The sequence below is a fragment of the Pedobacter sp. NJ-S-72 genome (genome assembly GCF_053890575.1).
Genome location: NZ_CM132681.1, coordinates 5,620,637 through 5,646,734, shown reverse-complemented (window position 1 = coordinate 5,646,734; position 26,098 = coordinate 5,620,637). Strand labels below are relative to the sequence as shown.

31 protein-coding genes and 4 pseudogenes are annotated in these 26,098 nt (G+C 38.2%); 18 read left to right on the top strand and 17 right to left on the bottom strand.

Annotated elements, in window-relative coordinates; all coding sequences use genetic code 11:
* Positions 1-38: 38 nt before the first annotated feature.
* Complete coding sequence (locus tag ACWYN3_RS37095; RefSeq protein ID WP_456218669.1) at positions 39-590, bottom strand: EamA family transporter; 552 nt, start codon at positions 588-590, stop codon at positions 39-41.
* Positions 580-951 (bottom strand): hypothetical protein, encoded by a 372-nt coding sequence (locus ACWYN3_RS37090; protein ID WP_456218668.1) that lies wholly within the window; start codon positions 949-951, stop codon positions 580-582. Before ACWYN3_RS37090 ends, ACWYN3_RS37095 begins: the two co-directional genes overlap by 11 nt.
* Before the next feature lie 278 nt (positions 952-1,229).
* Between ACWYN3_RS37090 and clpB the strand changes: the two are divergent.
* The 8 genes and pseudogenes from clpB (at position 1,230) to ACWYN3_RS37050 (ending at position 7,960) form a co-directional block, all read left to right on the top strand.
* A pseudogene (gene clpB / locus ACWYN3_RS37085) lies at positions 1,230-3,845 on the top strand (ATP-dependent chaperone ClpB).
* Between the two features lie 141 nt (positions 3,846-3,986).
* Positions 3,987-4,235, top strand: a complete 249-nt coding sequence (locus tag ACWYN3_RS37080) for a hypothetical protein (protein WP_456218667.1) — start codon at positions 3,987-3,989, stop codon at positions 4,233-4,235.
* A 449-nt stretch (positions 4,236-4,684) separates the two neighbouring features.
* Positions 4,685-5,251, top strand: a complete 567-nt coding sequence (locus tag ACWYN3_RS37075) for a hypothetical protein (RefSeq protein WP_456218666.1) — start codon at positions 4,685-4,687, stop codon at positions 5,249-5,251.
* A gap of 28 nt (positions 5,252-5,279) precedes the next feature.
* Positions 5,280-5,741 (top strand): glycosyltransferase, encoded by a 462-nt coding sequence (locus ACWYN3_RS37070; protein ID WP_456218665.1) that lies wholly within the window; start codon positions 5,280-5,282, stop codon positions 5,739-5,741.
* A gap of 23 nt (positions 5,742-5,764) precedes the next feature.
* Positions 5,765-6,709 carry a hypothetical protein gene (locus ACWYN3_RS37065; RefSeq protein ID WP_456218664.1) on the top strand — a complete coding sequence of 315 codons (945 nt, stop codon included), beginning with the start codon at positions 5,765-5,767 and terminating at the stop codon, positions 6,707-6,709.
* A gap of 14 nt (positions 6,710-6,723) precedes the next feature.
* Positions 6,724-6,960, top strand: a complete 237-nt coding sequence (locus ACWYN3_RS37060) for a hypothetical protein (protein WP_456218663.1) — start codon at positions 6,724-6,726, stop codon at positions 6,958-6,960.
* Complete coding sequence (locus tag ACWYN3_RS37055; RefSeq protein WP_456218662.1) at positions 6,960-7,226, top strand: hypothetical protein; 267 nt, start codon at positions 6,960-6,962, stop codon at positions 7,224-7,226. Before ACWYN3_RS37060 ends, ACWYN3_RS37055 begins: the two co-directional genes overlap by 1 nt.
* Positions 7,178-7,960 carry a glycosyltransferase family 4 protein gene (locus ACWYN3_RS37050; RefSeq protein ID WP_456218661.1) on the top strand — a complete coding sequence of 261 codons (783 nt, stop codon included), beginning with the start codon at positions 7,178-7,180 and terminating at the stop codon, positions 7,958-7,960. The genes ACWYN3_RS37055 and ACWYN3_RS37050 overlap by 49 nt, the downstream gene beginning before the upstream one ends.
* 5 nt (positions 7,961-7,965) lie before the next feature.
* Here the strand turns inward: ACWYN3_RS37050 and ACWYN3_RS37045 are convergent, their stop codons facing one another.
* Entirely contained in the window at positions 7,966-9,474 is a 1,509-nt protein-coding gene (locus ACWYN3_RS37045) for a glycoside hydrolase family 130 protein (RefSeq protein WP_456218660.1), read from the bottom strand.
* A 377-nt stretch (positions 9,475-9,851) separates the two neighbouring features.
* On the opposite strand from ACWYN3_RS37045, the gene ACWYN3_RS37040 reads away from it, so the two are divergent.
* Both ACWYN3_RS37040 and ACWYN3_RS37035 read left to right on the top strand, forming a co-directional pair.
* A complete protein-coding gene (locus ACWYN3_RS37040) occupies positions 9,852-10,478 on the top strand; it encodes an outer membrane beta-barrel protein (protein ID WP_456218659.1) in 627 nt (208 codons plus the stop codon).
* A 126-nt stretch (positions 10,479-10,604) separates the two neighbouring features.
* Entirely contained in the window at positions 10,605-11,492 is an 888-nt protein-coding gene (locus ACWYN3_RS37035; RefSeq protein ID WP_456218658.1) for a polysaccharide deacetylase family protein, read from the top strand.
* A 95-nt stretch (positions 11,493-11,587) separates the two neighbouring features.
* On the opposite strand, the gene ACWYN3_RS37030 is transcribed toward ACWYN3_RS37035, so the two are convergent.
* Genes ACWYN3_RS37030 through ACWYN3_RS37015 form a run of 4 tightly spaced genes read right to left on the bottom strand, consistent with a single transcriptional unit; the run spans position 11,588 to position 12,625 of the window.
* The gene (locus tag ACWYN3_RS37030; protein ID WP_456218657.1) at positions 11,588-12,055 is read right to left on the bottom strand and encodes a 3-oxoacyl-ACP synthase; all 468 of its coding nucleotides are present in this window, start codon (positions 12,053-12,055) and stop codon (positions 11,588-11,590) included.
* Positions 12,048-12,212 carry a hypothetical protein gene (locus ACWYN3_RS37025; RefSeq protein WP_456218656.1) on the bottom strand — a complete coding sequence of 55 codons (165 nt, stop codon included), beginning with the start codon at positions 12,210-12,212 and terminating at the stop codon, positions 12,048-12,050. Before ACWYN3_RS37025 ends, ACWYN3_RS37030 begins: the two co-directional genes overlap by 8 nt.
* Complete coding sequence (locus tag ACWYN3_RS37020; protein ID WP_456218655.1) at positions 12,205-12,420, bottom strand: hypothetical protein; 216 nt, start codon at positions 12,418-12,420, stop codon at positions 12,205-12,207. The genes ACWYN3_RS37025 and ACWYN3_RS37020 overlap by 8 nt, the downstream gene beginning before the upstream one ends.
* Positions 12,404-12,625, bottom strand: coding sequence for a nitroreductase family protein (locus ACWYN3_RS37015; RefSeq protein WP_456218654.1), 222 nt, complete (start codon positions 12,623-12,625; stop codon positions 12,404-12,406). The genes ACWYN3_RS37020 and ACWYN3_RS37015 overlap by 17 nt, the downstream gene beginning before the upstream one ends.
* Positions 12,626-12,773: 148 nt before the next feature.
* On the opposite strand from ACWYN3_RS37015, the gene ACWYN3_RS37010 reads away from it, so the two are divergent.
* Positions 12,774-14,399, top strand: coding sequence for an ABC-F family ATP-binding cassette domain-containing protein (locus ACWYN3_RS37010; protein ID WP_456218653.1), 1,626 nt, complete (start codon positions 12,774-12,776; stop codon positions 14,397-14,399).
* Positions 14,400-14,622: 223 nt separating this feature from the next.
* Here ACWYN3_RS37010 and ACWYN3_RS37005 read toward each other — a convergent pair.
* The 8 genes and pseudogenes from ACWYN3_RS37005 to ACWYN3_RS36970 all read right to left on the bottom strand — a co-directional run bounded on the left by ACWYN3_RS37005 (position 14,623) and on the right by ACWYN3_RS36970 (position 20,387).
* A pseudogene (locus ACWYN3_RS37005) lies at positions 14,623-16,086 on the bottom strand (IS1182 family transposase).
* 151 nt (positions 16,087-16,237) lie between these two features.
* Positions 16,238-16,987 carry a polysaccharide deacetylase family protein gene (locus ACWYN3_RS37000; RefSeq protein ID WP_456218652.1) on the bottom strand — a complete coding sequence of 250 codons (750 nt, stop codon included), beginning with the start codon at positions 16,985-16,987 and terminating at the stop codon, positions 16,238-16,240.
* Between the two features lie 470 nt (positions 16,988-17,457).
* Complete coding sequence (locus ACWYN3_RS36995) at positions 17,458-17,763, bottom strand: hypothetical protein (protein ID WP_456218651.1); 306 nt, start codon at positions 17,761-17,763, stop codon at positions 17,458-17,460.
* Positions 17,735-18,157, bottom strand: coding sequence for an alpha/beta hydrolase-fold protein (locus tag ACWYN3_RS36990; protein WP_456218650.1), 423 nt, complete (start codon positions 18,155-18,157; stop codon positions 17,735-17,737). Before ACWYN3_RS36990 ends, ACWYN3_RS36995 begins: the two co-directional genes overlap by 29 nt.
* Positions 18,115-18,945 (bottom strand): hypothetical protein, encoded by an 831-nt coding sequence (locus ACWYN3_RS36985; RefSeq protein WP_456218649.1) that lies wholly within the window; start codon positions 18,943-18,945, stop codon positions 18,115-18,117. The genes ACWYN3_RS36990 and ACWYN3_RS36985 overlap by 43 nt, the downstream gene beginning before the upstream one ends.
* 235 nt (positions 18,946-19,180) lie before the next feature.
* The gene (locus ACWYN3_RS36980; protein ID WP_456218648.1) at positions 19,181-19,702 is read right to left on the bottom strand and encodes a CobW family GTP-binding protein; all 522 of its coding nucleotides are present in this window, start codon (positions 19,700-19,702) and stop codon (positions 19,181-19,183) included.
* Between the two features lie 8 nt (positions 19,703-19,710).
* A complete protein-coding gene (locus ACWYN3_RS36975) occupies positions 19,711-20,184 on the bottom strand; it encodes a GTP-binding protein (RefSeq protein ID WP_456218647.1) in 474 nt (157 codons plus the stop codon).
* A gap of 2 nt (positions 20,185-20,186) precedes the next feature.
* Positions 20,187-20,387 (bottom strand): GTP-binding protein, encoded by a 201-nt coding sequence (locus ACWYN3_RS36970; protein ID WP_456218646.1) that lies wholly within the window; start codon positions 20,385-20,387, stop codon positions 20,187-20,189.
* A gap of 307 nt (positions 20,388-20,694) precedes the next feature.
* Between ACWYN3_RS36970 and ACWYN3_RS36965 the strand changes: the two genes are divergently transcribed.
* The 7 genes from ACWYN3_RS36965 (at position 20,695) to ACWYN3_RS36935 (ending at position 23,458) form a co-directional block, all read left to right on the top strand.
* Positions 20,695-21,276 carry an ABC transporter ATP-binding protein gene (locus ACWYN3_RS36965; protein ID WP_456218645.1) on the top strand — a complete coding sequence of 194 codons (582 nt, stop codon included), beginning with the start codon at positions 20,695-20,697 and terminating at the stop codon, positions 21,274-21,276.
* A complete protein-coding gene (locus ACWYN3_RS36960; RefSeq protein WP_456218644.1) occupies positions 21,273-21,788 on the top strand; it encodes an ABC transporter permease in 516 nt (171 codons plus the stop codon). The genes ACWYN3_RS36965 and ACWYN3_RS36960 overlap by 4 nt, the downstream gene beginning before the upstream one ends.
* 458 nt (positions 21,789-22,246) lie before the next feature.
* On the top strand, positions 22,247-22,534 hold the full coding sequence (locus ACWYN3_RS36955) for an FtsX-like permease family protein (protein WP_456218643.1): 288 nt from the start codon (positions 22,247-22,249) through the stop codon (positions 22,532-22,534).
* A 43-nt stretch (positions 22,535-22,577) separates the two neighbouring features.
* The gene (locus tag ACWYN3_RS36950) at positions 22,578-22,733 is read left to right on the top strand and encodes a hypothetical protein (RefSeq protein ID WP_456218642.1); all 156 of its coding nucleotides are present in this window, start codon (positions 22,578-22,580) and stop codon (positions 22,731-22,733) included.
* Between the two features lie 70 nt (positions 22,734-22,803).
* Positions 22,804-23,016 (top strand): hypothetical protein, encoded by a 213-nt coding sequence (locus ACWYN3_RS36945; protein ID WP_456218641.1) that lies wholly within the window; start codon positions 22,804-22,806, stop codon positions 23,014-23,016.
* 5 nt (positions 23,017-23,021) lie between these two features.
* Positions 23,022-23,240: a hypothetical protein gene (locus tag ACWYN3_RS36940; RefSeq protein ID WP_456218640.1), complete on the top strand. Its 219-nt coding sequence runs from the start codon at positions 23,022-23,024 to the stop codon at positions 23,238-23,240.
* Positions 23,237-23,458 carry a hypothetical protein gene (locus ACWYN3_RS36935; RefSeq protein WP_456218639.1) on the top strand — a complete coding sequence of 74 codons (222 nt, stop codon included), beginning with the start codon at positions 23,237-23,239 and terminating at the stop codon, positions 23,456-23,458. The genes ACWYN3_RS36940 and ACWYN3_RS36935 overlap by 4 nt, the downstream gene beginning before the upstream one ends.
* A 96-nt stretch (positions 23,459-23,554) precedes the next feature.
* Here ACWYN3_RS36935 and ACWYN3_RS36930 read toward each other — a convergent pair.
* A pseudogene (locus ACWYN3_RS36930) lies at positions 23,555-24,054 on the bottom strand (FKBP-type peptidyl-prolyl cis-trans isomerase).
* Positions 24,055-24,065: 11 nt separating this feature from the next.
* Positions 24,066-26,080: pseudogene (locus ACWYN3_RS36925) on the bottom strand (thioredoxin domain-containing protein).
* Positions 26,081-26,098: the final 18 nt, after the last annotated feature.

The window sequence follows — 26,098 nt, the reverse complement described above, 5'->3', positions numbered from 1 at the left end:
TAGCTATCTCTAATGGCTGTTTAAAATATAAACAGCGTCTAAATTACTGGTACCGGCTTCTTTTTTAAATTCTGCACATTCATTAATACAATGGCACTGATGATCATTAAAATTCCTATCCACTGAAGCAGATTAACAGGTTCTCTTAACAGGATATAAGCGAACATTACAGATACAGGCAACTCTACAGAGGCTACAATTGTACCCAGACTGATTCCTGTATGCGGCATCCCGCTGGTAAAAAGCAGCGGAGGAAGAATAGTTCCGAAAAAAGCAAGGAACAAGCCCCATGGCCAGAAAATACCAAAGTTAAAATTCGAGTAAGAATTGGTACAGAAAATCAGTATAATAGCAACTAATCCACCTGCAAGTAACCATAGACTTCTTTTCAGCGGACGCATATGTGTCGCGATACTGTTAGAAGAATACAATGATATGGTATAGGATACACCAGCGGCTAATCCCCAGGCTACTCCTCTCCAATCCAGTTCATGTACGTCAGAAAATATATTTGTTGCCAATGCAGTTCCCATTAAAACGATCACTGTAGCCACAATTTTCCTGCCTGAAGGCATCTTTTTATCTAACACAGCTTCCAGTAATAAACCCATCCAGACAGATTGCATTAACAGTACTATTCCTACTGATACCGGAATAAACTTTACTGCAAAATAGTAGAACACACTGGTCAGTCCCCAGAGAGGTTCCGCCAAGCATCAATTTCCAGATAGCCCCCTTTTCCTGCTGAGCTTCTTCTTTTGCTTTTGATTTATTTTTGATCAGTATATTTAATAAAAGCATGCCTGTAAATCCAATAGTAAACTGGGAAGTTGTTACCTCCGCAGTATTGAATCCATGTTCATAAGCCATCTTAACCACTGTTGCCAACGCACCATAACTTGAGGCGCCAAGTCCGACTAATAAGGCACCTTTTAGTAAGTTTTTCTCCATTATATTGTATTCGTAATAATTTTGATGCAAAGAAACTCATTCAAAACTAAAAACGCGTCATATTTGTGGAAAGATACTAGAATCCTGAATAAAGGTCTGGTATTCCAAAATAAGGACAAACCCGGTAATCAATCGCAATTTTTTATTAAATTCAGACAAAAATTCAGCACAACCCGTTAAATACCAGACATTTATTCAGTAAAAAATATCTTTTAGCGACATAATTTCCGATCCTGGGAGATACTGGCTTATGGCATTTCTTTTGTTCGGACATTTGCATGAACTTTAACAACTTTACTATAAAAGCCCAGGAAGCCGTTCAACAGGCTTCCGAAATAGCCCAGGGCAACCAGCAACAGGCTATTGAAACGGCCCATCTGCTTAAAGGGCTGCTTACTGTTGATGAAAATGTAGTTTCTTATGTTTTAAAGAAGCTAAATGTAAATTTAAATACGCTCAATCAGCATCTGGATGAGCAAATCGCTAAATTCCCAAAAGTAAGCGGAAGTAACGGATACTTATCATCCGGAGCTAATTCTGTCCTGCAAAAAGCACAATCTTACCTGAAAGAATTTAAGGACGAGTTTGTTTCTGTAGAGCATCTTTTGTTAGGGATTTTATCCGTTAACGACAATACTTCTAAACTGTTAAAAGATCAGGGTGTAACCGAAAAAGATTTGAAAAAAGCTATTTCAGCTTTACGTGGTGACAATAGAGTAACTGATCAGAATGCTGAAGAAGCAAGTTATAATGCTTTAAATAAATACGCAAGAAATTTAAATGAATACGCTGAGTCCGGAAAACTTGACCCTGTTATCGGCAGAGATGAAGAAATCAGGCGGGTGATTCAGATTCTTTCCCGGAGAACAAAAAACAACCCTATTCTGATTGGTGAACCTGGGGTAGGTAAAACTGCCATTGCAGAAGGTATCGCTTTCAGAATTATCAAGGGAGACGTACCAGAAAACCTAAAAACAAAAACTGTTTTCTCTCTGGATATGGGTTCTCTGATCGCTGGTGCAAAATATAAAGGCGAATTCGAAGAGCGTTTAAAAGCCGTAGTGAAAGAGGTAACACAGAGTGAAGGTGATATTATCCTGTTTATTGATGAGATCCACACTTTGGTAGGTGCTGGTGGTGGCGAAGGTGCAATGGATGCTGCAAATATCCTGAAGCCTGCTTTAGCCCGTGGTGAACTGCGCGCTATTGGTGCAACAACCTTAAATGAATATCAGAAATACCTGGAAAAATAGGCTCTGGAGCGTCGTTTTCAAAAGGTGGTAGTTAATGAACCTGATACACAGGATGCAATTTCCATCTTAAGAGGCTTAAAAGAAAGATATGAAACCCATCATAAAGTAAGGATCAGAGATGAGGCAATCATTGCAGCTGTAGAACTGTCACAACGTTATATCAGTGATCGTTTTCTGCCGGATAAAGCTATCGACTTAATGGACGAAGCCGCTTCTAAATTACGTTTGGAGATGGACAGTGTTCCCGAAAATGTGGATGAGCTGGATCGTAAAATTATGCAGTTAGAGATTGAACGGGAAGCAATAAGAAGAGAAAATGATGATAAAAAAGTAAAATCTCTTGGTGAAGAAATTGCAAATCTTTCTGCTGAACGCGATGAACTGAAAGCAAAATGGCAGGGTGAAAAAGATGTGGTTGATGGTATTAACACTGAGCTTGAGCAAATAGAGAATTATAAACTGGAAGCTGATCAGGCAGAACGTGCGGGTGATTATGGAAAAGTAGCTGAGATCCGTTATGGTAAAATTAAAGAGGCACAGGATAAAGTTGAGAAATTAAAAGTAACACTGGAAAGTCAGCAGGGCGAAGGCCGTATGCTGAAAGAAGAGGTTACTGCTGATGATATCGCTGGTGTAGTAGCGCGCTGGACAGGAATTCCAGTAACGAAATTAGTGGCCAGTGAACGTGAAAAATTACTGAACCTGGAAGATGAGCTGCATAAACGTGTAGCTGGTCAGGATGAAGCAATTGAAGCGATATCTGATGCTATTCGTCGTTCCCGTGCTGGTTTACAGGATAAACGCAAACCTATCGGTTCCTTTATCTTTTTAGGTACAACTGGTGTGGGTAAAACTGAGCTGGCTAAGGCTCTGGCAGAATTCCTGTTTAATGATGATAACGCTTTAACGCGTATTGATATGAGTGAATACCAGGAAAGACACTCTGTTTCAAGATTAATCGGAGCGCCTCCGGGATATGTAGGTTATGATGATGAAGGTGGACAGCTTACTGAAGCAGTTCGTCGTAAACCTTATTCTGTAGTCTTATTGGATGAGATTGAAAAAGCGCACCCCGACGTGTTTAACATATTATTGCAAGTACTGGATGATGGACGTTTAACAGATAATAAAGGCCGCTTAGTCAACTTTAAGAATACGATCATTATTATGACTTCAAATATCGGATCACACCTGATTCAGGAGAACTTTAAGGATCTTGACGACTCCAATAGAGATGAAGTCATTGCTAAAACTAAAAATGAGCTGTTTGAGTTGCTGAAACAAACCATCAGACCAGAGTTTTTAAACAGGATCGATGAATTGATTATGTTCACTCCTTTAAACCGCAGCGAAGTACGAAATATTGCAGAATTGCAGTTCAGACATGTGCAGGAAACATTAGCTGAAATGGGTGTTGAGATCGAAGCCTCTCCTGAAGCATTGGATTGGCTGGCAGAACTGGGATATGATCCTCAGTTTGGTGCCCGTCCATTAAAAAGAGTAATTCAAAAACGTGTCCTGAATGAGTTATCAAAAGAGATACTAGCTGGAAAAATTGATAAAGACAGTAAAATCAAGCTGGATATGTTCGATAATAAATTCGTATTCATCAATACAAAAAAGGAAACACCTGCTTCATAAGGTTTCCAGTAAATAATTAAAACCAGGGAATGCTGGTCTTATATTCTATATTCTGCAATTTTGCAGGCTGCAGCATACGGGATCAGCATTCTTTTTTTGTTAAATTGCATTTACAATTGATTCAAACAAAGATCAGGGTTAATGAGCAAAATAGAGATAAACACGGATGCATATGCTACCAATTTCATCTATTTATTAAAATGTCTGACCGGGGTTATCATTTGCTATGCGCTTTATAAATATTTCCCTCAATATCCCTTTTACTGGTCGCTGGTTTCTGTAGTCGTATCACTTTCTCCTGATAACAGTAACACGCTTGCTTACGACCGGATGAAAGCTAATATGATTGGTTGTGGCTGGTATTTGTCTCTATCCGTTTCCGCTGCCTAACATAGTTATCTTATGCCTGGGTGTGGCCTTAACGATCTTCATTGGCATCTCTCTTCGCATGACCAATACCCTAAAAACAGCTTTAGCTGCTGTTGTAATTATAACGTTGCAAGAAGAACACGAAAAAACACTGGTATGTAGCATTAGAGCGGGTATCCTGCGTTGTTGCTGGTTGCCTTGTCGCCTTGGGTGTCACATTACTGTTTAATTTGATCAACCGCAAAAAATATTCAAAACAATAACTCTAAATTTTGCTTTATAAGAGAGTAAAGAGCGTAGGTTCTTCTTTTATACGAGAAATCTGTCCCCATAAAAGCAAAAATTAAACAAAAACTTTTTATTCCGTGTTTTTGTTCAGCAATCTGTACCAGATAACTCTTTTTTTTTTATAAAAACATTAAAAACCGAATCTTACAATGGCCCAGTAAATTAAAAACAATTATCTACAGATGAAAATAGCATATATATCGACTTATCCTCCGCGCGAATGTGGTATCGCTACATTCAATAATAATCTTTTAAAAGCAATAGGTCACCATACAGAAGCAGTATCTAAAGAAAGCTTCGTAGTAGCAATGACGGATTCTGAAGATCTGACTACTTATGAATACCCTCCGGAAGTTCAGTATATCATCAGACAGGACAATCAAAAAGATTATGCAAGGGCAGCAGACTATATTAATATTAGTCTGACGGATGTATGCATTTTAGAACATGAATTTGGCATTTATGGGGGAGACAATGGTGTATATATTTTACCCCTGATCGCCCGTTTACAAAAGCCCCTGATCACAATTCTCCATACTATTCTTAAAGATCCATCCTACATGCAACTGACCATTATCAGGGAAATTGCAAAGTACTCCTCAAAAATTGTGGTGATGAGTAACAGGGCTGTAACCTTTCTGACCACTATCTATGGTATATCAGAAGATAAAATAAAAAACTTATTGAACATGGTGTACCAATCTGGAACCAAAAGACAACAATCAAATCAAAAATTCACCTGCTTTTAAAAATAGAAAGGTACTATTTACCTTTGGTTTGATCAGCAGAAATAAAGGTTTAGAAACTGTTATTGAAGCATTACCCAAAATAGTGGAGAAAAATCCTGATGTACTTTATGCTATATTAGGTACTACACATCCTGGTGTAATCAGGAATTCAGGAGAAGAATACAGGGACAGTCTGAAACGCCTTGCAAAAAAACTAGACGTAGAAAACCATCTTCTTTTTATCAATAAATTTGTTTCAGAAGAAGAATTATATGACTACCTGACAGCGTCAGATATGTATATTACTCCATATCTGAACGAAGCACAAATTACCAGCGGAACATTATCCTATGCTATAGGTGCCGGAGCTGCGGTCATCTCTACTCCCTACTGGCATGCCCAGGAATTACTGGCTGACAACCGCGGAAAGCTATTCGATTTCAAAGATTCAGATACTTTATCAGAAACTGTAATGACTTATTTTCAAATCAGCAGCAACTCAAAGAACTAAAAGATAACGCCTATAATTATGGTTTGCATTTACGCTGGCCAACGACAGGTAATGTTTTTATTGAGACTTTAGAAGAGGCTATACTCGATGCTAACCAGGCTAAAGAAGAAATCAGGCCTATTATCGATCCTGATATGATGCCTGCTTTTAGCATGGCCCATATTAAAAGATTAACAGATGATACAGGAATTGTTCAGCATGCAAAATATGGCATTCCAAATCTAAAAGAAGGATACTGTCTGGATGACAATGCCCGTGCCCTGATTATGGTTATTCTGGCCTGGCAGCAAAACAAGAATAAAACTGCGCTGGAATTATTACCCGTCTACCTGAGTTATATCCAGTACATGCAGTGCGATGACGGTAATTTCAGAAACTTCTTAAGTTTCAAAAGAGAATATCTCGATGAGGTGGGTTCAGAAGACTCATTTGGCAGAACGATCTGGGCATTGGGTTATCTGATTAACAATGCTCCAAACAATTCTTACAGAGAGTTTGCTACTGAGCTGTTTATCAAATCTATCCCCCATTTCAGCAAGCTTAAACACTTAAGAGGTTTGGCCAATACAATGATTGGGCTAAGCAGTTTTTTAAAAGCTCACCCTTATGATGAACATATCATTGATGAACTCAATAAACTGGCAGTACCATTGAAAACCGCCTATCAGGCAAATAAAGGGGAGCAGTGGAGTTGGTTTGAAGAAAAAATGACCTATGACAATGCTATTCTACCTTTAGCTCTTCTTTGTCATTATGAGACCACTCAGGATCAGGATTCTCTGGCCATAGGACTCGAAACTATGGAATTTCTTACCTCCAAAACGCTCGATAAGGGTTATTTAAACCCGGTGGGCAATGATGGCTGGTTATTCAATGGTAAAGATATGGCTTTATACGATCAGCAGGCTATTGAGACTATGGCTATGGTTCTGTTATATTTCAAAGCTTATGAGATTACCACGATTTAAAATACATCAGACAAATGTATTTAAGTTATCAATGGTTCTTAGGCGAGAATAGCCTCAGACTTCCATTATATGATTATGAAACTAAAGGTTGTGGAGATGGATTGCAAAATTATGGTGTGAATAGAAACCAGGGAGCAGAAAGTACGTTAGCTTATTGGATTTCACATTTGGTAATACTGAAATCATTGGAATTCGAGTATGAATATAGTGTTAAACCGGACGTCGTACCAGTTAAAGAAGAGGCACTATAATGAAGATAGCTGTTTTATCGCCCGTGGCATGGAGAACGCCACCGCGCCATTATGGCCCCTGGGAACAAATGGCCTCTAATTTAACTGAAGGTTTACATGAAGCAGGAATAGAAGTGACTTTATTTGCCACCGGCGATTCTGTCACTTCAGCAAAATTAAGAAGCGTGGTTAAAACTGGTTATGAGGAAGACCGCAATCAGGATGCAAAAGTTATAGAGTGTCTTCATATCAGCAACCTGAGGAGCAGGCCGACGACTTCGATTTGATCCATAATCATTTTGACTTCCTGCCACTAAGTTATTCGGGGTTGATTAAAACTCCGGTGTTAACTACTATTCATGGGTTTTCATCAGAAAAAATTGTCCAGGTTTATCAACGGTATAACCGGCATAACCATTATGCAGCGATCAGCGATGCAAACCGTCATCCATTACTCAATTACCTCGGGACAGTATATAATGGGCTAAATACTAAAGATTTTCAGTTTAATGCATCCGCTGATGACTATCTCTTGTTTTTTGGAAGGATACATCCGGATAAAGGAACAGCGGAGGCTATACAAATTGCATTGAAAAGTAAGAAAAAACTATTAATTGCCGGGATCATTCAGGATGAACGTTACTATAAAGAGGCAGTGGAACCTTATTTGAATGAAGAAATTGTTTTTCTGGGCTCTGCAGGGCCAAAGAAGCGTAATGAATTGCTGAGCGGAGCATTGGCTTTACTCCATCCTATCAGTTTTGAAGAGCCATTTGGATTAAGCGTGGCTGAAGCTTTATTATGTGGCACTCCTGTAATTGCTTTTAACAGGGGTTCAATGCCAGAATTAATTCAACATGAGAAAACGGGTTTCCTGGTAAGCAACGTCGAAGAAGCTACAGAGGCAGTTACACAAATATCAGGGATTGACAGACTCCATTGTCACAACTGGGCCAAACAGAGGTTCTCCAAAGAAAAGATGGTAAAGGATTATCTAAACCTCTACCATCGTATTTTATAAATACACTATATATTATTTTCGTCTTTACTGCCAGATGTTTCTTCGCGTTCACTCGCTGAACTTAACAGCTTGGCCAGTAACAAGTCAATTTTCACTGAAGCAAAAGAAGAGCAATAGTCAGATAGCCCATAAGGGATAATCAATTCCCCATTATGGATAATTGAACCACAAGAGTACAATACGTTTGGTACATAACCTTCTCTTTCATCATTATTAGGGATTACCAAAGGCTCTGTAAGCCTTCCGATTTCTTTAGAAGGATCTTCCAGATCCAGTAAACTAGCGCCCAGACAATATCTGCGCATTGGCCCTACACCATGAGTAATGATTAACCAGCCAGCTTCTGTTTCTATCGGAGACCCGCAATTACCAATCTGAATAAATTCCCATGGAAATTGTGGCTGTTGTAATTTAACCGGGTGATCCCATACCGTAAGTTTATCTGAATACATGAGGTAATTGTTCCACCCGTCTATTCTTGACATCATGGCATACTTTCCGTTAATCTTACGTGGGAACAAGGCTAAGTTCTTATTTTGTGCCCCGGCTCCGTGAAGCGGGCTTACTTTAAAATCATAAAAATCGGTTGTCTGTAATAATTTAGGAAGAATCATAGCGCCATCAAATGCGGTATAGGTAGCATAATAAATAACGGTTCCATCTTCTTTAATAAAACGGACAAAACGTGCGTCTTCTATTCCTTTGCGTTCAAATTCTGATATCGGAAAGATAACACGGTCAGAAATATCTGTGTCTCTTGAAAAACTTATTTCATGGTAAGTATCCGAAAGCCAGAGAATTTTATCATATTCCAGTTTCTTCAAATCATCTGACTGGAGGTTTTTAGAATCTATAATAATCCTTCTAAGAACGGCATAATCAAATTTCTCATCCAGCTTTAAATCTACCTCATTCAGAATATTCAGGTCGATCATCGCATCCGCTGCCCTCTTGAGGAATAATTTTTTATTATATACCGCATTCCTGACTACCTCTGCCTCATCAATATAGTTTCCTGAAGGATTAACCGTGATGTTTCCATTGCTGTCTATCAGGGCTCTCCTGAAGACCACAGACGAAATATGTCCTTCTCCTACTGCCCTGAAACTGATGATTAATCTTTTCTCGCCCTCTACAAGTTCTGATTGATCCGGGTCTTCGACTACTGATGGGTTGAAAAACGCGGCAGACTCGATAGAATATTCGTGTGTAAAATATGATCCTAACAGAAGACGCCGATATTTGCTCAGAGACTCATAATCGATCTCCATCTCATCTATATAGTCCTTTATCTTTTTACAGTGACGTGCCAGGATCTTGGTGATATTCCTGTGTCTTTTTGAATATTCCTGCAAAATTGGCGAGATCAGACCAAAAACATCTTTATCGGATAATTCCAAAACCCTCTTAATAACTTCTTTAGCTCTCTCCTCTCCATTAAAAAAGAATCTGGCAATGACACGTTTAGGATCAGGATAAACTTTTATCGGTTTGCGTTCTATTAATAGTCTCATAATTAAATAACGTTTTAAACACACATAAAGGTTTAATGAATTTAGTTTTTTTTTAATGAAATAACTAACAACTGTCTCAACTGTCCTGAAAACTGACAGAAATGGCAATAAAAAAACTGACATTCTAACAAAGAAAGTCAAATTGTCTTATTCATTTTAATGTTAATTTAATGTGAGCATTTTGTTAATTGTCATCACAAAATAATAAAGAAAAACCTAAAACAATTTATCTCACTATCAGATAAGCATTTACAAAAAACGCCATTTCCTGTTTGTATGACAAATATTTGTTTGGCACCGGTATTGACTATATGCCAAACATAGTCAGATACTAAAAACAAAAATTCTGGCTTAGTATTAATTAAAAAAGCAACAAAATGAAAAAATTATTATTATCATTAATCGCAGTTTCTGCATTAGCATTCACAACTCAGGCACAAACTGAAAAAGGTAAATTCATGTTAGGTGGTAACGTTGAATTTGATTCAAATAAAGCAAATGGCGCAAGCAAAGCAAACACTACTTTCAATATCGTTCCAAGTGTAGGTTACTTTGTAACTGACAACTTAGCAATCGGTACTGGTGTTGGTTTCCAAACTTCAAAAAACCATGTAGATGTAGCTGGTACAGTTGCAGGTTTCACTACAAAAAAACAAGCATTTGTAGTTGCTCCATTCGCACGTTACTACAAAGGTATCACTGAGCAGTTCAAATTTTTTTCGGACAAATCAGTTCCAATGGCATTCGGTAACAACAAATTAGGTGATAACGATGGTAACAACTACGCTAAAGTTAGTAAATCTACTGAAATAGGTGTTGCTTTATCTCCAGGTTTCGCTTTCTTCCCAAGCAAAAAATTCGGTATAGAATTCTCTGTTAGAGGTATCAACTACAACGACATCACTATAAAAGACAACAATGACAATAAAATTGGTGGTAACAAAGAGTTCAATGTTGCAGCTAATTTCTTTGCTCCAAAAATCGGTGTTCAGTTCTACTTATAGTATGTAGATACTTTACATAATTTTTATACAAAAAAGGCCAGGCAATATTGTCTGGCCTTTTTTGTATTTAATAAAAAAAATGTCAGTTGATTTCCTAATTTAGCAACCGACACATAAAATGCCCGAATGAAACACTATATCTTAACCCTGACTGCTGCTGCACTGTTTTTAAGTGCCGGCTGCCAATCCAAATCCCAAAACAATAAAAAGGAAGACGACGTTAAAGACACAACAACTTTAACTTTAACCACCACTGCATCAACCGGCCCTTCTACTCCTAATAAAGCGGTAGATATTTCAAAAATCAAAGTAGCTGATGCAAAAACAATTCTGGCCCGTAAACAGGTTCCGGTATTATGTTATCATCAGATCCGTGACTGGAGACCAAAAGATTCAAAAGCCGCTAAAGATTATATCATACCAATTGATGTATTTAAGGGACATATGAAAATGCTTGCAGATAGCGGTTACCATACCATCCTGCTTGATCAGTTATATGATTATTTGAACAATGGTACTCCTCTTCCATCAAAACCTATCCTGTTAACTTTTGATGATACAGACCTTGATCAATACACTATTGCTGAACCGACCATGAAAAAATATGGTTTCAAAGGTGCGTTCTTTGTAATGACTGTTTCTTTGGGCAGACCAAATTATATGAGCAAAGCTCAGGTAAAAGATCTTTCAGATAAAGGAAATGATATTGGTTCGCATACCTGGGATCACCACAACGTGAAAAAATATCAGGGTAAAGACTGGGAAATTCAAATTGACAAACCAACCAAAACCCTTGAAGCAATTACCGGGAAAAATATCCACCATTTTGCTTACCCATTTGGTTTATGGAACCCAGAGGCTATCCCGGAATTAAAGAAAAGAGGATTTAAAAGTGCCTTTATTCTATCTACTAAACGCGATGAGAAAGATCCACTGTTCACAATCAGAAGAATTATCGCCAGTGGTTACTGGACACCAAAAACATTAAGTAACAGCATTAAGAATAGTTTCTAAACAAAAAATCTGATAAAAGGGAAGCCGCGTCATATTAATATGGCGCGGCTTCCTTTTTATCAGATTAGCTATATTCTTAGATCCTGATTAACAATTTAAAAACTAGTCGATCTTTTTGATCGTATACTCGTTTTTATTAAAACTGAAAGACTCTCCGGCTTTTTTACCCACCAGCAATTGTCCGATCGGAGAAACTGCCGAAATAGCAAATACCACTGATCATCTGCCTTCAATTGTCCTGCACTGATACAGATATAAAATATCCCGTTAGATGTATACACAAGCGCACCGTTTCTAACCACATCACTATGGACAGCTTCTTCCAGTGAAGTTAACAATTGTAAGTTCTGCTTCGCATCAAGCAAAAGGTTTTTATTCCTTGCTATATCCTGCTGCATCATCTCACGAGTCGTTTCGAACTTATCTCCCGCACTGCTCTTCGTATCATCATTACTTGCTTCCTGTGCTTGCTGTAAAGCAGTTTCTGCAGTATTTATTCTTTGCATGATAAAATCCATACAAGACTGATATAATTTAGCTTTTAATCCTTCCATGTTAATCATTTATCCATCTTACTTTTTCTGCCATTGGCGTACGTTTTGGTAAACGGGGCTCCTCATTGTGGAAGCCCATATAAAACAATCCAAAACACTTTTCGTTCGGTTCCAGTTTTAAATAGTCATTCAGCTGGCTAATCATCCCCGGTGAACTCCTAAGCACCAATCTTTAATGCTTCGGCAGTTAATGCCATATTCTGTACCGCACAGGCAAAAGCCGCAATCTCTTCCCATTCAGGAATAACATCAGGATGCAATTGTGCATTAAGCACTATGACACAACTTGACTGTATCGCCTTCTCCACTATACCATCATATTTCTTCTGAAGGAACTGTGCCTCCGGCGTCTCCTGTTTATATAAAACGTGCAAGCTCTTCTCCCAGTTTACGTTTTCCTTCGTTACGGCAAACGATAAACCTCCAGGGCTGTGTTAATTTATGCGTAGGTGCATAATTTGCGCTTTCCAATACCTGGGTGATCAAAGCTTCAGGAATTTCCTCCTGTGTATAACTTGGCGGGAAAATGCTCCGTCTGCGCTGTATAATAGAACTAAGTATATTTATTTCACTTTCCATAATTATTACAAAAATAACATTTTAAACATGTTGTCAGTTTATAAGGTGAATATTACCTTAAATCTTACGACGAATTCACCTAATAATCCCCTCTGTACAAAACATTTTATTAAATTATCGTTACCTTTGCGGCTTATTTTTGTGCAATATGATTTCAGTTTCTAATTTATCCCTGCGTTACGGAAAACGTACCTTATTTGAAGATGTTAACCTAAAATTCACTCCAGGCAACTGCTATGGTGTAATTGGAGCGAATGGCGCGGGTAAATCAACTTTCTTAAAAATCCTGTCTGGTGAAGTTAATCAGACCTCTGGAAGCGTAGCTTTTACGCCAGGGGAACGTATGGCGGTTTTAAAACAAAATCACCATGAGTATGATGATTTCTCAGTTCTTGAAACCGTTATGATCGGTCATAAAGAATTGTATGACATCATGAAGGAGAAAGATGCAATTTATTTGAAAGAAGATTTCTCTGATAAAGACGGTGAACGTGCCGGTGAACTGGAAAACAGATTCGCAGAAATGGATGGCTGGAATATGGAAAGCAATGCAGCGACCATGTTGAGCAATCTTGGAATTAAAGAAGAATTCCACCATAAACAAATCACAGAATTGGATGGTAAACAAAAAGTACGTGTGCTTTTGGCGCAAGCTCTTTTTGGTAATCCTGATATTCTGCTGCTGGATGAGCCAACGAATGATCTGGATATAGAAACTATTGCCTGGTTAGAAAATTTCCTCGCTGATTATCAAAGTACCGTATTAGTTGTATCCCATGACAGGCACTTTTTAGATGCTGTTTGTACCCATATCGTGGATATTGACTTTAGCAAAATGACTACTTACTCTGGTAACTACACGTTCTGGTATGAGTCAAGTCAGCTTGCTTTAAAACAACGTGGTGATCAGAATAAAAAACTAGAAGAGAAAGTAAAGGAATTGCAGGAATTTATCCAGCGTTTCAGTGCGAATGCTTCGAAATCAAAACAAGCAACTTCGCGTAAGAAAGCTCTTGATAAGATTGACCTTACAGAAATTAAACCATCAAGCCGTAAGTACCCTGCTATTATGTTTAATAATGTAGGTGGCAGAGAAGCGGGTGATCAGATACTTCAGGTAGAAAACCTTGCATTAAGCAGTCATGGAGAAGTCTTGTTCAAAGGCGTTAACTTCATGGTAAACAAAGGCGATAAAATTGCGATTGTTTCTCAGAACAGTTTAGCGACTACTGCATTTTATAATGTATTAACAGGCCGTGATACAAACTATACTGGTGAATTCAAATATGGTGTAACGATTAACATCGCTGATATTCCGAATGATAATACGGCTTACTTTGCAGGAAAAGACATGAACCTTGTTGATTGGTTAAGAGAGTACTCTGATACGGATAAAGATGAGCAGTTTGTCAGAAGTTTCCTTGGCAGAATGCTGTTCTCCGGAGAAGAAGTATTAAAGAACTGTAAAGTATTATCCGGAGGTGAGAAAATGCGTTGTATGTTCTCTCAGATGATGTTAAGACAACCTAACTTATTGTTATTTGATGAGCCAACGAATCACCTGGATCTGGAATCAATCACTGCATTGAACAATGGTCTTAAAGATTTCAAAGGAACGGCTCTGTTTACTTCACGGGATCATGCATTAACTGAATCTGTAGCAACCAGAGTAATCGAACTGACTCCTAACGGATCAATTGATAAAATGATGACTTATGATGATTATATCAATAGTGAAGATGTAGCACAGTTAAGAGCAGAAATGTATAAATAAGCGAATAACATAATCTTATAAAAAAGGGGTGTCCGAAAATTTGAGGGCACTGAAAAAGTTCCTCTTTAATGGGTAACATTCTAAAGCGATTAAGTAAAACATGATTTTTACTTAATCGCTTTTTTTATTGGCTATGGAATCGTGAGTAATACCTGCGGATGAACTGGCGCTAAAAAAGGGCGATAACTGGTCTGATAGCCCGTTTCCTTTCGGTTTTACAGACTTAGGTGGTTAATTTGATGATTCTCTTTAAATTAACAGTGAATATGGCGATTGCTCCCTGCATCTGCATATTTGTAATGCCATGCCATAGTGTGCGCCCGTCCATAACCATGTACATTTTTTAACTCACTATTTTTCGCTTCGATTTTATATCGATGTTTGGCCTTTTCTTTAAAGTAATCTGTTTGCTGGAAAGCTTGTTGCTCCTGATGTATGGTTGATTTTATAGTTACTGCATAAGTTTTTGCCTTAGCTCCAGGTTTATAACACCCCTGTTTTAATGGACAGGTCTTACATTTTTCAACGTCAAAATAGTAAGTGTACGATTGATTTTGACCAATATTCTTCTTCCCCTGCCGCGCTTTTCGGATGGCCATGTGTCCGGCGGGACATACAAACATATCAGCATCTTTATTATAATCGAACTTGTCTTCTTCCTTTCTAAACCCCTGGGTTATTGAAGGGTTCAGCTTTGCTACTATCTTTATGTTCTGATCGTCGTTGTCTTTCAGTATAAGGTTTTCCTTACCGGAATAAGCTGAATCACCGATTATCGTATCTACCTCGATTCCATTATCCTGACTTATTTCCAATAGCATTGGCAGTTCAGGGCCATCACCTTTTTCACCAGAGGTGACCACTGCAGCTGTAATGATGCGTTCCTCTGTCATGGCCAGGTGGGTCTTGTAGCCAAAGAATTTGCTGTCAGCTGATTTATGACCGGTTCTGGCATCCGTATCTTTAGAGAGCGTATAGTTTTCCTGTGTATCTTCCACAGTCTCTTTCAATAGATTTAACTTCTCTTTGATCGCTGGAATTGAACTTAATGTATGATCTGATTCAATAAGCTTTTCAAGCTCCTTACAGTAAGCCAATTCCTTTTCCAGCTCAGCCGAATCGTTCTTTTTCGGCATGCGCTCTTTCATCTCTTCATCTATACTGTAAACCGCTTTTCGCAACAACTTTGAGCGTTCTCTCAGCACCTCAACTACGGAATATGGATTTGATCTGGACAGAGAATGGGTAGCATCAACAATAATAGATCTGGACTTAATAATACCCTTTTCAAGGGCTATAGCGACCGTTTTTTTCCGATCAGCAGGTTCAATAAATCTGTATCCTTCAAACGGAGCTTTCGGAACTTAGTCAATGAACTGGAATTGATAACTTCATCCTCAGGAGCCATGTCAAGGAAATATTTGAAGGACATATCGTAGCGCGAGCGCTCAACCACATCAACGTCCGAAACAGTATAGATTGTTTTCAACAACAGGTATTTGAACATGCGCACGGGACTTTCCGACATACGCCCATTATTTGAACAGTATTTGTCCAGCAGTTCTTCGTAGATAAAGGTGAAATCTATCAGTTCGCTGATCTTGCGAAGCAGATTGTCCTTGGGAATGATCAGGTCATATAACCTCGAAAAGGAACTGAACTGAAGTTCTTGTTGTTGAGCTAACATCTAAAAGCATTTCTAAATCGAACTTTAAGATAAAAAAAAGCGAGCAGTAAACCTTAGTTTTTCTGCTCGCTTTTTAACCTTTAAATCTAAAGGACTTTTTCAGTGCCCTCGAAAATTTCGGACACCCTTTTTTATACACTCATCATACATTCTATTTAGCTGCTACTGCTAAATCCTTCTTCTTGTTAAAACTCTTCTGTAAGCTATTATAAAGATTTTTAGCGGTATAACGTCCCGGATCAATAATTCTTCTGATCGTATAAATCGGATTCACCGGGTCCATTGGAGTGGACAGAATAAATGCGGCTTTAAAACCATGTTCTTTTAATTTATGCAGATTCGCCGCTTTGAAAACGCCATAAGGATAGGCAAAGTATTGTACTTTTTTCCCGGTTAATTTTTCCAGTGTCTGTGTAGGCTTGTCAATCTGAATATCCCAGTCTTCATCCGTAAACTGCGCAAAGTTCTTATGGTTCCAGGTATGGCTGGCAATCACATGTCCCTGATCTGACAGCTCCTTAATCTGTGCTTTACTCATATATCTGGGTCTGCCGATAGAAACAGTCATAATAAAAAACACTCCTTTAAATCCATACTTTTTTAATTCCGAAGCACCTACTGTATACTGATCCAGATCAGTATCATCAAAAGTTATCATAATAGGTTTAGCAGGTAATTTCTTACCATAATTCAGATAATCATATAATTCATCAGGTAAAATGGTATGGTAACCACTATCTGCAAGCATTTTGATATGTTCTCTGAAATTAGCCGGAGGAATAATATCGTCATGGGCCCTTTGCGAGTCTGAAGCTTTCCAGTCCCTGATTTGATGATAACACAAAACCGGGACTTCTTTACGCGATATAATCGTTTTAGCGTCAGCCGCAGCAGATTTCATAGTATCCTTTGAATTTTCCGGTACCGCAACAGTATCCTGAGTTGAGTTAGCGCCGTGTCCATGTGGTACAGGCTTAGAATGACAAGCAAAAAGGAACAGTAATAGAAAGAGGAATAAAGGATTAGGATATGTTTTTTAGCTGCAAAAATAAAAAGATTTTACTAACAGTCTCAAAATAACGGATACCCTTATGTAAAAATTTATTAAATTTAGGTATGGAAAAAAAGAAGAAATCAAATCAATACTGGAAACAGTTGAACAGCAAGTCAGCTCTTCTATTCTTGGAGGAATGGAAGATGCTTATGAAGAACTAGAGCGACTGGGCTATATTCTTATTCATCCGGATAGCGCCCATCCCTCCGCAACAATTACTCAAAAGGGAGAAGACTTCCTGGAGAACTACTAAAAAAAAGGAGGTCTGAATGAATGAAACCATCATCAGACCTCCTTTAATTTTCTAAACAAGCTTATTATTTCCCGCCAGCCTTATTTTTAATCAGCCATTCTTTATATTTTCCTTCCAGAAAACCTAAAGTACCAGCCATATATTCTTTTGTGCTTACTGTAAAGTGATCTCCCGGATAATATTGAAACATCACAGAAGCATTTATCACTTTCATTTCTTCTTCAAATAACTTTACCGGGTAGTTGAGCAGAAAGTTATCATCGTCACCTACTGATACCCTTATTTTTCCATCCAGATCACTTTTCAACTCCTTCCAGTTATTTCTCAGATATAAAGAAATATCATATTTTTTTTTTCCAGTTTTCGGCAACAGGGTGATTGATATTACCAGTTTTATAATCACAAATTGACTCAGGTAAACCATCTTTCCCTTTTTTACTAAAAACAGCTTCAAAAGAGCGTTGCTGCTCCCCTCTTGAGATCACATTTTCCACCTGGTACATGTCTTTCAGATAAGCAAAGGGGAACCTTCCAGCAACTGTCCCACCGGGATAAAGATGCCCCCTTTTATCAGCATACATATTACTGTCCTGATAAAAATTAACCTTAGAAAAATTCCGGAAATCCACATAATCAGGACTGCTGGAAGCCGTGGCTAAAAATAATTTAGGATAATGTGTTTGCAGCCACAATACTGACCAACCACCACTACTATGCCCCATCAGCATCCTGGCCCCGTTACAACGATATTTTTGTTCCAGCAAAGGAATAAGCTCTTGAGTAAGCGCATCGCCCCACGGGCCGTTATTTTTTCACTATTTGCATAAGCAGAATGTCCTAACGAACAATTCCCATCCAGAAACACCCTGATGACTGGCTCAGAGCCAAGCGAGATCTGCTTTATACCTGCGCTCCCAATAAGATGATGGTAATCAGCCCCATAACCGAACACAACAAATACTACCGGAAACTTTTTCTCCGGATTTTTATTATACTCCAGCGGTAATTGAACAGCTGCATTGATCGAAAATTCTTTATGATAGAAATCACTTAATAATTTTGAAGGGGCTTTAAGCTCTTTTATAAATTCAGATTCTATAAATGCCTGTTCAGGAACTACCTGATCTGCCAGTATAGAAAAAGACTGATTGCGGTCTTTATTAATTGATATCTTCTGTGGTTTACTGAATACATTACCGGGACTTGCCGCGATCGCCCTTCCGCCCAGATTTAAATCCCATACTGCCTGAATATAATAATCTCCCCGTTCTATATCCGAAGGTACAACTGGATAAGCTGTTGCCTTATCGTCAATCACAATGTTTTCTCCCGGCTTGATTCCTTTGACATCAACAGCAAAACAAGTTAACAGTTCTACGCCAATTGAGGCTGTTAATGGTTCTGTATTTTTCTTTGATAAGTACAGAAAAACTTTCCCAGAAAAGGACTTGTTAAGTGAAACCGGAGAATAAGCTACCTTAAACTGCTGCGCAAAGGAACTCAGAGAAACAGAAAAGGTTAAAAACAGAATAGTGGTTATCTTTTTTGTCATGGTGATTTTAAGAATTGATCAGGTTCCTAATATACATCTCATTACTGATATTAACCAAAAAGAAATCAAATTATACTATTTGCAGATATCAATTAGCTTTAAAATTTAAAAGCACCGTAACGGGTGATGAATCCGTTACTGGTGCTTCCCTATTAACTAAATAATGAAGTCCAAATATACAATTAACATTATTAGTTGCAACTAAATTGCATTAATTATTAAATATAATCCTCTTTTACTGAATCACATGTTCGAAAGGATTAACAAACAGCTCTTTATTTTGGTATTGAAGCCCTTCCTCGTCAGTAATCAGACAAGCATTCAATTCCTGATGCAACTGTTCTTTTTGAAGATCCTGAGCGATAAATACCAGCTCATTCATCCTGTCCCCATAGTGCTCATCCCAGCGACCCTCAATTTCTTTTCTGTTTTCTGTAAAATCCTGGTAATTGAGTCTTTCTGAGGGTAGCATACTCGCCCACCAGGTCCCCGCACTTTCAATTCGCAAAGATCCGCCAGCCTGAGAAAAGTTCAGCGCCCGGTCTGGCATAGGTGCAATCCAGAATAACCCTTTAGTTCTGATCACATTTGGAGGAAACTGTTCATTCAGATAACTCCATAAGCGTTCTGGATGAAAAGGTTTGGAAGAACGGAATACCGTGCTGCTAATGCCATATTCTTCAGTTTCGGGCTCGTGCTCAGTATTCAGCTCTTTGATCCATCCTGCACCTTGTGAGGCCTCATCAAAATCAAACAAACCTGTATTTAATATTTCTTAAGATCTACCTTACTAAAAGAGGTATCAATTTGTTTAGCCGAAGGGTTCAGCTTTCGGATAACCGCTTTTAAAAGCAATAAATCCTGAGCAGAAATCAAATCAGTTTTATTCAGGATAATCACATTCGCAAATTCAATCTGATCTGTTAAAAGGTTGACAATTGTCCGTTGATCCGCAGTATCATCCACCCATTCCCTGTCAATCAGTAATTCATTCGTACCAAAGTCCTTCTTAAAATTAAAACAATCCACAACCGTCACCATCGTATCCAGCTTGCTAAACTTACTCAGGTCAATATTCATGGTTAAGTCTACATAACTGAAAGTTTGTGCTACCGGCACCGGTTCAGAAATACCTGTGCTTTCAATGATCAGATAATCAAATCGGTTTTCTTTAGCCAGTTTTTCAACTTCAGCCATCAGATCTTCACGAAGCGTACAGCAAATACAACCATTACTCATTTCTACCAGTTTTTCTTCTGTTCTGGACAACATATATTATCACGCTGAACAGCATTTGCATCAATGTTAATCTCTCCCATATCGTTGACAATCAATGCCACACGCAGATTCTGCTTATTATGAAGAATATGATTCAATAAAGTTGTTTTCCCACTTCCAAGGAATCCACTGAGTACGGTTACAGGTAATAATTTCGTTTTCATTTTATGTGTGTGTTTAATGGTAATATCAGCGTAAACAGCTTTAATTAAGATAATAACTAATGCAATACGGTTGCAAATATACCAAACACAATAACAAATGCAATTAAATTGCATCTACTATTAGAAAGTCAGAATAATTATAAATATATTAATAAAAGTAGTAGCAAACTCTTTACATATATACTATATGCAATAGACTTGCATTTGTTACTTTTGTTAAACAATACAGGCAGAGATCCTATAAAACGATAAATACAAATGATATCCATTAAATCAGTTTCACACAGTTATAGCAATGCAGGGCGCATTGAATTTAAAGACTGGGAAAATCAATAACGGTGAGCAATGGTTACTCTTAGGGGAATCCGGAAGCGGAAAAACTACCCTGCTGCATATCCTTACAGGGATATTAAAGCCTGTCGCGGGAGAGGTAAATATGGATGGCACCAGCTTATATTCACTTTCTTCCAAGGCACTCGATCAGTTCAGGGGCAGAAATATTGGAATTATATTCCAGCGTCCACATCTGATCAAAAGCCTGACTATTACAGAGAACCTCGTGACGGCACAAAGTTTTGCCCGTCTTCCAGAAGACCATAAAAGGGTAAATGAGGTGCTGACGTCTTTAGGCATAGCCGATAAAAAAGATACTTATCCCAGTGAGTTAAGCCAGGGACAACTCCAGCGGGTATCCATAGCAAGAGCAGTGATCAACAAGCCTGTTTTATTAATTGCTGATGAACCTACTTCCAGCCTTGACGATAAAAATGCAAATGCAGTGCTTGAACTATTAATGCAGCAATCAGGCTTAAACCAGGCCACATTAATTGTGGCTACCCACGATAAAAGAGTTAAAGATGCATTCACTAATACTTACGAATTAAAATGAGCCCATTAAAAATCAGCTGGAAAAGTTTATGGTCTAAACCATTATCCTCCGCATTAAACATTATACTCATCGCATTCGGCACAGGTATTCTGACAATTTTACTGCTGGCATCTACCCAAATTGGTGAAAAACTAGATAATAATTCTAAAGACATTGACCTGGTAGTTGGTGCGAAAGGAAGCCCGTTGCAACTTATCCTGAGCAGTATTTATTATATCGATTTTCCTACAGGCAATATCCCGCTTAAAGCAGCACAGGAATTAGCACATAGCCCCTTTGTCAAAAGAGCCGTTCCTTTAGCGCAGGGCGATAATTACCAGGGAATCAGGATTGTGGGTACGGACAGTAATTTTGTCAGCATTTATAAGTTAAAAACAAGTACTGGTAAATTCTGGTCAGCAGATTTTGAAGTCACGATTGGATCAAGTGTAGCTGCTAATCAATCAGAAATTAAAGATTGGAGATACTTTTTTTGGTGCTCATGGACTAACAGGCAGTTCAGACATCCATAAAACACATGCTTATAAAGTTGTAGGCATTTTAACCTCGCAGGGAAATGTAACTGATAACCTTATCCTGACAAATATTTCCAGCGTATGGAAGATGCATGAGGATCACGAAAAAGAAGAGGCCAAAGAACATCATCATAATGGAGCTGACCACAAACACCACGAAGCCGAAAATCAAAGACCAGATCAAACCCATTCTAATGATGAAAAAGAAATAACTGCCTTACTTATTCAATACCGGTCACCAATGTCTGTTGTCATGTTTCCGAGGATGGTAAATCAATCTACAAATTTGCAGGCAGCCTCCCCCGCTATGGAAAGCACCCGCCTGTTTTCCCTGATTGGCGTTGGTGTAGATACCCTGCAATGGTTTGCCGCATTGATTATGCTAATTGCTGCAATCAGTGTATTTGTGAATTTATATAACTCTTTAAAAAAAAAGGAATTACGATCTGGCAATCATGCGTACACTGGGTGCATCAAGAGGACAATTGTTCTGCATAGTGATTTTCGAAGGAATCCTGCTTACTTTAGCCGGTACAATTATCGGTATCGTATTAGGCCATTTAGTGCTTCAGCTGATTGGAAATTACCAGGAAAGCAGCCAGGCAAAGCTAAGCGGATTTATATTCATGAAGGATGAAATTTATTTATTTGCTGCCGGCTTAGCGATTGGTATATTTGCAGGTATTATTCCGGCATTGCAGGCTTACCGGTCAAATATTTCTAAGATATTGTCTAAAAACTAAATATTAATCATGTCGGGTTCCATCTGACAAAAAAATAAAATAAATGAAACAACTGATCATTATATTTTTATTACTTTCAGGTTTCGCGGTGAAAGCTCAGCATAACCCGAATGACCAGATTACCTCTACCAATTGGGATGTCATTGGAAGTGTGGATTTCAAAATTGTGAAGGATACACAGAGATGTTTCCTATTATAATGCTGATATTAAAAAGTATGCAAATAAGCCATTTGAACTTGAAGGATATTTAGTCCCGATTAAAGATGGGATGAAACAAACAAAGTTTATGCTATCCACCCTGCCGATTAACCAATGTTACTTCTGCGGGAAAAATGGCGTACCGATTATGGTAATGGTTGAGCTTGCTGAACCGATTAAATTCACATATCAAACAATAACAATCAAAGGAATGTTAAAGCTAAGCACTGGAAATGCAATGGATAATCCACCAATAGCTTTAGTTAATGCAAAGTCAATCTAACAAATATGAAAATCGACCCTACCAGCATATTAAAAGAACACTCACTAAAACATACCAAACAAAGGGTTCGTGTTTTAGAAGAAATAGCTTTAGATACTGTCGCCATTTCACAGCCTGAACTTGAAAAAAAACTGGGTAAAGAAATTGACAGGGTAACACTTTACCGGATATTGAACATTTATGAAGATAAAGGGATTCTGCATCGGATTATGGATATGATATGAACGGAACGGCTAATTATGCAATTTGCTCATCTTCCTGCTCTGAAGATCATCACCATGATGAACACATTCATTTTAACTGCACAAACTGTAATAAAATATACTGCCTGGATGTTATCGTTCCGCATAGCACTATGCCAAAAGGTTTCACCGCAAAGACGGTAACTACTACTGCTTATGGAATCTGCGAGAAGTGTAACCTCGCTGTTAAAAAGAACTAAAAGCTGTTTAAATTCTAAGAGAATCGGAATTCACCAGACATAAAAAAGGTGCAGAAATTAATTTCTGCACCTTTTTTTTATTATAATTTATCAGGATTAGTGTCCTGCATGTCCGTCAGCACCATGTGCATGACCGTGACTTAATTCTTCTTCAGTTGCTTCACGTACTGAAAGGATTTTACCACCAAAGATCAGGTTTTTACCAGCCATTGGGTGGTTAAGATCTACAGAGATAGTTGTATCGTGTACCGCAGTAACACCAGCTCTGAAATGATTCCTTCGTTATCCTGTAAAGGAATAACATCACCTACGTTAGGCAGGTCAACATCTTTGAACATATCTTTTGGTAAGTCAGCGAAAGCTCCCGGATCTAAATCTCCGTAACCATCAGCAGCACTTAATTCAAATTTATACTCATCACCAACATTTAATCCAGTTAAATGCTCTTCAAATTTAGGTAACATCATACCTGCACCGTATAAGAAGACCAATGCATTTTGCTCATCAGCTTTTTCTACGAAAACTTGTTGTCCCTCTTCATTAGTCGTATGCAATTCGTACGTTAATGAAACTACTGTATTGGGTTTAATACTCATTGGAATCTTATTTAGTTAATTAATTTTAATGCTTCTTCAACTGTTGTTACTGGCAGCTGACATGATTTATTTCGGCAAATATAGATTTTTGTTTCAATGCTTTGCTTATCTTTTAACAAAGGAAGTACAGAATTTGTTCCTGCTAAGATAATTTTATTCGGGATATATCTCTTACTCAGCTCTTTCCTGATCTGATTTACGGAATTACCTGTTAAGGCAATTTCATTGATTCCAAACACTTCGTTCATCATTTGGATGGCCCAGTTGGAATATGCAGAGCCATAGGTTTTAATTTGAGGATGTACCGCAGCCAGCATTGCATCTGCTTTATCGGTATAACGGATTTCATCAAATAACAGCCCCAGGTGTTTCAGATTCTGCGACATTACAGAGTTAGCAGCAGGGATCACATTGTCCATAATCTCATGTTTACGGGCAATCAGAGATTCTCCATTTGCAGGAGTATAGAATAACATCGGACTATCCAGATCACGGAAATTACTCAATACCCATTCCGTTAGTCGTTTAGCCTCCAGCAACCAGCGGTCCTCAAAATCTGCTTCATACAAAGCAATCAATGCAGAGATAAAAAAAGCATAATCATCCAGAAATCCGGTAATTGAAGCTTTATTATGTTTGTAATTCCGATATAATCCGCCACTTTCAGTACTCATATTATTGGAAAGAATAAAATCAGCTGCTTTTTTAGCAGCCAGATAAAAATCCTCCCGATCAAAAATCTGGCTGCTTTCGGCAAGCGCTTTGATCATCATCGCGTTCCATGCTGTAAGACATTTATCATCTAAACCAGGATGCATTCTTTTAACACGTACTGCCAGTAATTTTTCTTTAGCCAGATTCAGTTTTACAATGAAATCGTCAATCGGAATATTTTTAAGCTCAGCATATTCTTCAGGTGTATACTTCCTTAAAAGAATATTAACCTCTTCTTCTTCCCAGTTACCATAAGGCGTCACGTTGAAATATTCTGCCATCAGTGCAGCATCAGTGCCGAGAATCTTTTCAAACTCCAGTAAATCCCATACATAAAACTTACCTTCTATGCCCTCACTGTCAGCATCCAATGCAGAATAAAATAACCCTTCAGGAGATGTCATTTCCCGCTCTATCCAGGTAATTGACTCTATTGCTACCTCTTTAAATAATTTATTCCCGGAAACTGAAAGGCTTCAGCATATAAACCAATCAGCTGTGCATTATCGTAAAGCATTTTCTCAAAATGCGGAACGTGCCAGTTACCGTCTACAGAATATCTTGCAAAACCACCGCCAATCTGATCATAAATACCACCAAAGGCCAGCTTTTCAAGTGTTAGTAAAGTAGCTACATGTGTTGCATTCTCATTCATTAAATGACTGTAACGTAATAAAAACTGCCAGTTATTTGGTAAAGGGAATTTAGGCGCCCTGTTATACCCACCTTCAATCATATCGAAGTTACGTTTCCAGGGTGCAGTAATGTCTTGTAAATCCTTTTCAGTATAAGGTGTAGTTCTAATATTAGGGATGACCTTTTCTGAATTACGAATGCCTTCTGTTAACTGAACCGCATATTGTTCTGCTTTACCAGGCTCTGTGTCCCATAAATCTGCAACGTTTAATAAAATATTGATCCAATCATCCTTTTTGAAATAAGTGCCACCATAAATCGGACGCTGATCTGGTAAACAGATACAGTTGAGTGGCCAGCCCCCACTACCCGTCATGAGCTGAATTGCCAGCATATATATCTGATCAATATCAGGTCTTTCTTCGCGGTCTACTTTGATGCAAACAAAATGTTTATTCATCACCTCAGCTACTTCGTGCAGTTCAAAACTCTCACGTTCCATCACATGACACCAGTGACAGGCAGAATAACCGATACTAACCAGGATCAGTTTGTTCTCGCGTTTCGCTTTTGTTAATGCTTCCTCACCCCATTCGTACCAGTTTACAGGATTATAAGCATGCTGCAAAAGATAAGGTGAAGACGCGTGGATTAAACTATTAGGTTCCAGATTCATAAAACAAAGATAAAAACA

Coding starts and splice junctions, on each gene's coding strand:
- ACWYN3_RS37035 (WP_456218658.1), top strand. CDS start 10,605: ATGAAACACTATATCTTAACCCTGACTGCTGCTGCACTGTTTTTAAGT.
- ACWYN3_RS37080 (WP_456218667.1), top strand. CDS start 3,987: ATGAGCAAAATAGAGATAAACACGGATGCATATGCTACCAATTTCATC.
- ACWYN3_RS36940 (WP_456218640.1), top strand. CDS start 23,022: ATGAAAATCGACCCTACCAGCATATTAAAAGAACACTCACTAAAACAT.
- ACWYN3_RS36950 (WP_456218642.1), top strand. CDS start 22,578: ATGAAACAACTGATCATTATATTTTTATTACTTTCAGGTTTCGCGGTG.
- ACWYN3_RS36935 (WP_456218639.1), top strand. CDS start 23,237: ATGAACGGAACGGCTAATTATGCAATTTGCTCATCTTCCTGCTCTGAA.
- ACWYN3_RS37090 (WP_456218668.1), bottom strand. CDS start 951: ATGGAGAAAAACTTACTAAAAGGTGCCTTATTAGTCGGACTTGGCGCC.
- ACWYN3_RS37000 (WP_456218652.1), bottom strand. CDS start 16,987: ATGAAATCTGCTGCGGCTGACGCTAAAACGATTATATCGCGTAAAGAA.
- ACWYN3_RS37030 (WP_456218657.1), bottom strand. CDS start 12,055: ATGATTAACATGGAAGGATTAAAAGCTAAATTATATCAGTCTTGTATG.
- ACWYN3_RS36960 (WP_456218644.1), top strand. CDS start 21,273: ATGAGCCCATTAAAAATCAGCTGGAAAAGTTTATGGTCTAAACCATTA.
- ACWYN3_RS37040 (WP_456218659.1), top strand. CDS start 9,852: ATGAAAAAATTATTATTATCATTAATCGCAGTTTCTGCATTAGCATTC.
- ACWYN3_RS37045 (WP_456218660.1), bottom strand. CDS start 9,474: ATGAGACTATTAATAGAACGCAAACCGATAAAAGTTTATCCTGATCCT.
- ACWYN3_RS36955 (WP_456218643.1), top strand. CDS start 22,247: ATGCGTACACTGGGTGCATCAAGAGGACAATTGTTCTGCATAGTGATT.
- ACWYN3_RS36970 (WP_456218646.1), bottom strand. CDS start 20,387: ATGAAAACGAAATTATTACCTGTAACCGTACTCAGTGGATTCCTTGGA.
- ACWYN3_RS37075 (WP_456218666.1), top strand. CDS start 4,685: ATGAAAATAGCATATATATCGACTTATCCTCCGCGCGAATGTGGTATC.
- ACWYN3_RS37055 (WP_456218662.1), top strand. CDS start 6,960: ATGAAGATAGCTGTTTTATCGCCCGTGGCATGGAGAACGCCACCGCGC.
- ACWYN3_RS37010 (WP_456218653.1), top strand. CDS start 12,774: ATGATTTCAGTTTCTAATTTATCCCTGCGTTACGGAAAACGTACCTTA.
- ACWYN3_RS37015 (WP_456218654.1), bottom strand. CDS start 12,625: ATGGAAAGTGAAATAAATATACTTAGTTCTATTATACAGCGCAGACGG.
- ACWYN3_RS36985 (WP_456218649.1), bottom strand. CDS start 18,945: ATGACAAAAAAGATAACCACTATTCTGTTTTTAACCTTTTCTGTTTCT.
- ACWYN3_RS37060 (WP_456218663.1), top strand. CDS start 6,724: ATGTATTTAAGTTATCAATGGTTCTTAGGCGAGAATAGCCTCAGACTT.
- ACWYN3_RS36945 (WP_456218641.1), top strand. CDS start 22,804: ATGAAACAAACAAAGTTTATGCTATCCACCCTGCCGATTAACCAATGT.
- ACWYN3_RS36975 (WP_456218647.1), bottom strand. CDS start 20,184: ATGAGTAATGGTTGTATTTGCTGTACGCTTCGTGAAGATCTGATGGCT.